The organism is Dysosmobacter sp. (assembly GCF_052306735.1).
Classification (GTDB): Bacteria; Bacillota; Clostridia; order Oscillospirales; family Oscillospiraceae; genus Oscillibacter.
The window spans coordinates 1-6,039 of record NZ_DAWBAJ010000074.1 but is presented as its reverse complement, the minus strand read 5'-3'; the positions used below and the strand labels follow the sequence as shown (position 1 = coordinate 6,039).

Sequence of the window (6,039 nt, the reverse complement as noted above, 5' to 3'; positions counted from 1 at the left end):
GCCATCAAGGCCACCGGCTACAAGCACTCCACCCTGGCGGCCATCACCGTCTCCATCGCGGATATGACCGTGCCTCCCAAGAAGTACGAGCTGGTCGCCGCCACGGAGCAGCGGGTTCTGGAGATTGAAAACCAGTACAAGATGGGCTTCATGACCGACCACGAGCGCTACAAGCAGGTGGTGCAGGAGTGGGAGAAGACCACCAACGACGTCTCCGATGCCCTGCAGAAGAACCTGGACCGCTACAACCCCATCTTCATGATGGCGGACTCCGGCGCCCGTGGTTCTATGAAGCAGATCCGTCAGCTGGCCGGCATGCGCGGCCTGATCGCCAACACCGCCGGTAAGACCATCGAGATCCCCATCAAGGCAAACTACCGTGAAGGTCTGACCGCTCTGGAGTACTTCATCTCCAGCCGCGGCGCCCGTAAGGGCCTGGCCGATACGGCTTTGCGTACCGCCGACTCCGGTTACCTGACCCGCCGCATGGTGGATGTCTCTCAGGATGTCATCATCCGGGAGCAGGACTGCCATGTGACCCACGGCATCAAGGTCTCCGAGATCAGCGAAAACGGCCAGGTCATCGAGAAGTTCTCCGACCGTGTCCGGGGCCGCTTCCTGGTGAGCGACGTGGTGGATGCCGACACCGGCGAGGTGCTGGTGTCCAACACCAAGATGATGGACGAAGGCGATGCCAAGATCATGGAGACCCGTCACTGGGTCCAGCAGAACGTCCGGGAGGGCGATCGCTGCGAGTATGATCCTGCCAATCCCGACCAGCGTCCCACCGTCATGATCCGCACGGTCCTCACCTGCAAGGCCCACAGCGGCGTGTGCGCCAAGTGCTACGGCATGAACCTGGCCACCTCCCGTCCCGTTGGCCCCGGCGAGGCTGTCGGCATCATTGCCGCCCAGTCCATCGGCGAGCCCGGTACCCAGCTGACCATGCGTACGTTCCATACCGGCGGTCTGGCCGGCGGCGATATCACCCAGGGCCTTCCCCGTGTTGAGGAGCTGTTCGAGGCCCGCAAGCCCAAGCGGATGGCCACGCTGGCTGAGATCGGCGGCACGGTGAAGTTTGAGGAGACCGGTAAGAGCCTCATGAACCTCATCATCACCGCACCCGACGGCGACACCCGCACTTACGCGGTGCCCCACACCGGCCTTCAGGTGAAGGACGGCGACGTGGTAGAGGCCGGTGCCCAGCTGACTTACGGCGCCCTGAACCCCCACGATGTGCTGCGCATCCGCGGCGCCGACGCCGTGTACAACTACCTCATCCAGGAAGTCCTGCGTGTGTACCGTCAGCAGGGCGTTGACATCAACGATAAGCATATCGAGGTCATCGTCCGTCAGATGATGCGCAAGGTGCGCCTGGAGGATGCCGGCGACACCAAGCTGCTGGACGGCTCCATGGTGGACGTTCTGGAACTGGACGACGCCAACGAGGAGATCGACCGCCGCAATGCTGCCGGCGAGCGCCAGGAGAACGGCGAGCCTCTGCGCCACGCCGTGGGCACCCAGCTGCTGATGGGCATCACCAAGGCCTCTCTGGCTACGGACTCCTTCCTCTCCGCCGCCTCCTTCCAGGAGACCACCAAGGTCCTGACGGAGGCTGCCATCAAGGGCAAGGCCGACCATCTGGTGGGCTTGAAGGAGAACGTCATCATCGGTAAGCTGATCCCCGCGGGTACCGGCCTGCAGGCGTATCACACCTTCGCTGAGGAACTGGTTCCCGATCCCGTGTCCGAGACCCAGGAGACTGTGAGCGCTTCCTCCGAAGAACTCTGATCCTTCATATTGTCTGAGAGCGGCCGCACCTGTGCGGCCGCTCTTTTTCTCCTTTTTTGTAAATTTTAGAAAAAATTTTTCACCCCGTCAGACGCACCTCACCGAAAAAATACCTTCCGGGAGAGAGGACGGGACGGAAAAAAATGCAGTGGACAGCGAACAGACTTTAAGAAAATGCAGGCTGTCCCGAGCTTTTGTAAATAAAAATTCATATGCAAAAATACTTGACTGCACATTTCCAACATGGTATAATTTCAACCTGCGCGGGTGTATTCCGCGAAATTTGCCATGCGTTTCAGGAGGACTGACCCGTGATCTCGGAGATTGCTTCCAAAGAGAAAGTCATCGGCGTGAAGCAGTCCCGAAAGGCGATTCGGGAGGGACGTGCCTGCCAGGTGTTCGTTGCCTGCGACGCCGATCCCGCCATCACGGAGCCGGTGGCGCAAAGCTGCGCCGAAGCGGGGATCCCCGTAGAGGAGGCCTATACCATGGCCCAGCTGGGCCAGGCCTGCCGTATTACGGTGGGGGCTTCTGTCGTGGCCCTGTTGTCCTGAAAAAATCGGTTTTTTCGGAATAGCTTTCGGGCTTTCCGCAAAAAATAAAGGCTGCCGCCTGAAGCGGCTGCCAAAAATATGAAAGAAAGGAGAACATTCATGCCTACTTTTAACCAGCTGGTCCGTAAAGGAAGAGAACAGGCTACTTTCAAGTCCAATTCTCCCGCCCTGCAGTACGGTCTCAACACCCTGAAGAACAAGAGCACCGATCTGCCTTCTCCCCAGAAGAGAGGCGTCTGCACCGCCGTGAGAACCGCGACCCCCAAGAAGCCCAACTCCGCTCTGCGTAAGATCGCCCGTGTGCGTCTGACCAACGGCTACGAGGTCACCGCCTACATTCCCGGCGTTGGCCACTCCCTGCAGGAGCACTCCGTGGTCATGATCCGCGGCGGCCGTGTCAAGGACCTCCCCGGCGTCCGGTACCACATCATCCGTGGCACTCTGGATACCCAGGGCGTCAATGGCCGGATGCAGGCCCGTTCCAAGTACGGTGCCAAGCGGCCCAAGTCCAAGTAAGGACGTGCGTTCGAAAGCTTTGCCGAATAGGTTAACATGTATGGTGTGGACACCTCTTTGGCAGGCATTCACGGAAGGCTATATGCCTTTTGAGTACCTATGAGATCATAGAATTATTATGAAGGAGGGAAGCATAGTGCCCAGAAGAGGTAATGTTCCCAAGAGAGAGATCCTGCCGGATCCCGTATATGGTTCCGTTCTGGTGACCCGCCTGACCAACAGCGTCATGCAGGATGGCAAGAAGGGCGTGGCACAGAAGGTGGTTTACTCCGCTTTCAACCAGATCAAGGAAAAGACTGAGAAAGACCCCCTGGAGGTCTTCAACCAGGCTATGGAGAATATCATGCCCAGCCTGGAAGTCAAGGCCCGCCGTGTGGGCGGCGCCAACTATCAGGTGCCCATGGAGGTCCGCCCCGCCCGCCGTACGACCCTCGGCCTGCGCTGGCTGACCGCTTACGCCCGCTCCCGCAGTGAGCGCACCATGGCTGAGCGCCTGGCAGGCGAGATCATGGACGCTGCCAACAACACCGGCAGCGCTGTGAAAAAGCGCGAGGAAGTGCACAAGGCTGCCGAGGCCAACAAGGCCTTCGCCCACTTCCGTTGGTAAGTTAGGAGATACAGTATGCCGAGAAAAACATCTCTGGAAAACACCCGTAATATCGGCATTATGGCTCACATCGATGCAGGCAAGACCACGACTACCGAGCGTATCCTGTTCTACACCGGCGTGAACTATAAGATCGGTGAGACCCATGACGGCACCGCCACCATGGACTGGATGGAGCAGGAGCAGGAGCGCGGCATCACCATTACGTCCGCCGCTACCACTTGCTTCTGGTCTGGTTCCAAGAACCAGTTCCCCAAGACCCGGATCAACATCATCGACACCCCGGGCCATGTGGACTTCACCGTCGAGGTGCAGCGGTCCCTGCGCGTGCTGGACGGCTCTGTGACCGTGCTGTGCGCCAAGGGCGGCGTGGAGCCCCAGTCTGAGACCGTGTGGCGTCAGGCTGATAACTATCATGTCCCCCGCATGATTTACGTCAACAAGATGGATATCATGGGCGCGGACTTCTACAACGTGCTGCACATGATCGATGATCGTCTCAAGTGCAACGCGGTGCCCATTCAGCTGCCCATCGGCTCCGAGGATACCTTCAAGGGTATCATCGACCTGATCGAGATGGATGCCGATATCTATTATGATGATCTGGGCAAGGACATGCGTGTGGAGCCTATCCCCGAGGATATGGTGGATCTGGCCAACGAGTACCATGAGAAGCTGATGGATGCTGTTTCCATGTTCGACGATGAGATCATGGAGATGTATCTGGGCGGCGAAGAGGTGCCCCAGGCCAAGATCCGTGCCGCCATCCGGAAGGCCACCATTGCCAACGAGATGGTGCCTGTCACCTGCGGTACTTCCTACAAGAACAAGGGCGTTCAGAAGATGCTGGATGCCATTGTGGATTACCTGCCCTCCCCCGTGGACGTGCCCCCCATCAAGGGCGTCAACCCCAAGACCGACGAGGAGGAGGAGCGTCCCTCTGACGATGAGGCACCCTTCTCTGCCCTGGCGTTCAAGATCATGACCGACCCCTATGTGGGCCGTCTGAGCTTCTTCCGCGTGTACTCCGGTCACCTGACCACCGGTTCTTCCGTGCTCAACAGCACCAAGAACGTCAAGGAGCGCGTGGGCCGCATCCTGCAGATGCACGCCAACCACCGGGAGGATATCGAGGAGGTCTACTCCGGCGATATCGAGGCCGCTGTTGGTCTGAAGAACACCACCACCGGCGACACCCTGTGCGACGAGAAGCACCCCATCATCCTGGAGTCCATGGAGTTCCCTGAGCCTGTTATCCGCGTGGCCATCGAGCCCAAGACCAAGGCTGGCCAGGAGAAGATGACCATGGCCCTCATCAAGCTGGCCGAGGAGGATCCTACCTTCAAGACCTACACCGATGAGGAGACCGGCCAGACCATCATCGCCGGCATGGGCGAGCTGCACCTGGAGATCATCGTGGACCGCCTGCTGCGCGAGTTCAAGGTGGAAGCCAACGTGGGTGCACCCCAGGTGGCCTACAAGGAGACCATCAAGAAGGCTGTGGATCAGGAGACCAAGTACAAGCGCCAGAGCGGTGGTTCCGGCCAGTACGGTCACGTCAAGATCAAGCTGGAGCCCAACGAGTCCGGCAAGGGCTACGAGTTCATCAATGCCGTTGTGGGCGGTGCCATCCCCAAGGAGTTCATCCCCGCTGTCGACGCCGGTATTCGCGGCGCCCTGCAGGCTGGTGTTGTGGCTGGCTTCCCTGTCGTTGATGTAAAGGTCACCCTGTACGACGGCTCCTATCACGAAGTGGACTCTTCTGAAATGGCATTTAAGATCGCCGGTTCCATGGCCTTCAAGGAGGCTATGCGCAAGGCCGATCCCGTGCTGCTGGAGCCCATCATGAAGGTCTCCGTCATCGCCCCCGACGATTATCTGGGCACCGTGATCGGCGACCTGACCGCCCGCCGCGGCCAGATCCTGGGCCAGGAGGCCCGTCCCGGTGCACAGCAGGTGGACGCTCTGGTGCCTCTGGCCAACATGTTTGGCTACGCCACCGACCTGCGTTCCTCTACTCAGGGCCGTGGCCAGTACACCATGGAGCCCCACAGCTACTCCGAGCTGCCCAAGAGCCTGCGTGACAAGATCGTCAGCGAGCGCACCAAGCCCCAGGAGTAAGGAAAAAGGGATTGATTTTCCCTTAGTTATGCTGTAAAATAATCATTACTGATGATTTTCTATCGCACAACGCATTTTTGAAATTGTTAGGAGGATTTTCAAATGGCGAAGCAGAAATTTGAAAGAACCAAGCCCCATGTTAACATCGGCACCATCGGTCACGTTGACCATGGCAAGACCACTCTGACCGCCGCTATCACCAAGTGGCTGTCCCTGCAGGGCAAGGCTCAGTTCGAGGCCTATGACGCCATCGATAAGGCTCCCGAGGAGAAGGAGCGCGGCATCACCATCAACACCGCTCACGTTGAGTATGAGACCGAGAAGCGTCACTATGCTCACGTTGACTGCCCGGGCCACGCCGACTATATCAAGAACATGATCACCGGCGCTGCTCAGATGGACGGCGCTATCCTGGTCATCGCCGCTTCCGACGGCCCCATGGCTCAGACC

At 59.0% G+C, this 6,039-nt stretch carries 5 protein-coding genes and 1 pseudogene; all 6 read left to right on the top strand.

All coding sequences use genetic code 11. The annotated features are described in order from the left end of the window. Positions 1-1,791, top strand: a pseudogene (locus ACT67G_RS11650) (DNA-directed RNA polymerase subunit beta'); the annotation flags it as partial. Between the two features lie 311 nt (positions 1,792-2,102). After that, positions 2,103-2,345 carry a ribosomal L7Ae/L30e/S12e/Gadd45 family protein gene (locus ACT67G_RS11645; RefSeq protein ID WP_325247757.1) on the top strand — a complete coding sequence of 81 codons (243 nt, stop codon included), beginning with the start codon at positions 2,103-2,105 and terminating at the stop codon, positions 2,343-2,345. A 99-nt stretch (positions 2,346-2,444) separates the two neighbouring features. After that, positions 2,445-2,861, top strand: a complete 417-nt coding sequence (rpsL, locus tag ACT67G_RS11640) for a 30S ribosomal protein S12 (RefSeq protein ID WP_325247756.1) — start codon at positions 2,445-2,447, stop codon at positions 2,859-2,861. 136 nt (positions 2,862-2,997) lie between these two features. After that, positions 2,998-3,468, top strand: a complete 471-nt coding sequence (gene rpsG, locus ACT67G_RS11635) for a 30S ribosomal protein S7 (protein ID WP_325247755.1) — start codon at positions 2,998-3,000, stop codon at positions 3,466-3,468. A 15-nt stretch (positions 3,469-3,483) separates the two neighbouring features. Then, positions 3,484-5,589, top strand: coding sequence for an elongation factor G (gene fusA / locus ACT67G_RS11630; protein WP_325247754.1), 2,106 nt, complete (start codon positions 3,484-3,486; stop codon positions 5,587-5,589). 102 nt (positions 5,590-5,691) lie between these two features. Next, on the top strand, positions 5,692-6,039 hold a 348-nt coding region (locus ACT67G_RS11625; protein ID WP_443664338.1), incomplete at its 3' end, for a GTP-binding protein.

Coding starts and splice junctions, on each gene's coding strand:
- rpsL (WP_325247756.1), top strand. CDS start 2,445: ATGCCTACTTTTAACCAGCTGGTCCGTAAAGGAAGAGAACAGGCTACT.
- fusA (WP_325247754.1), top strand. CDS start 3,484: ATGCCGAGAAAAACATCTCTGGAAAACACCCGTAATATCGGCATTATG.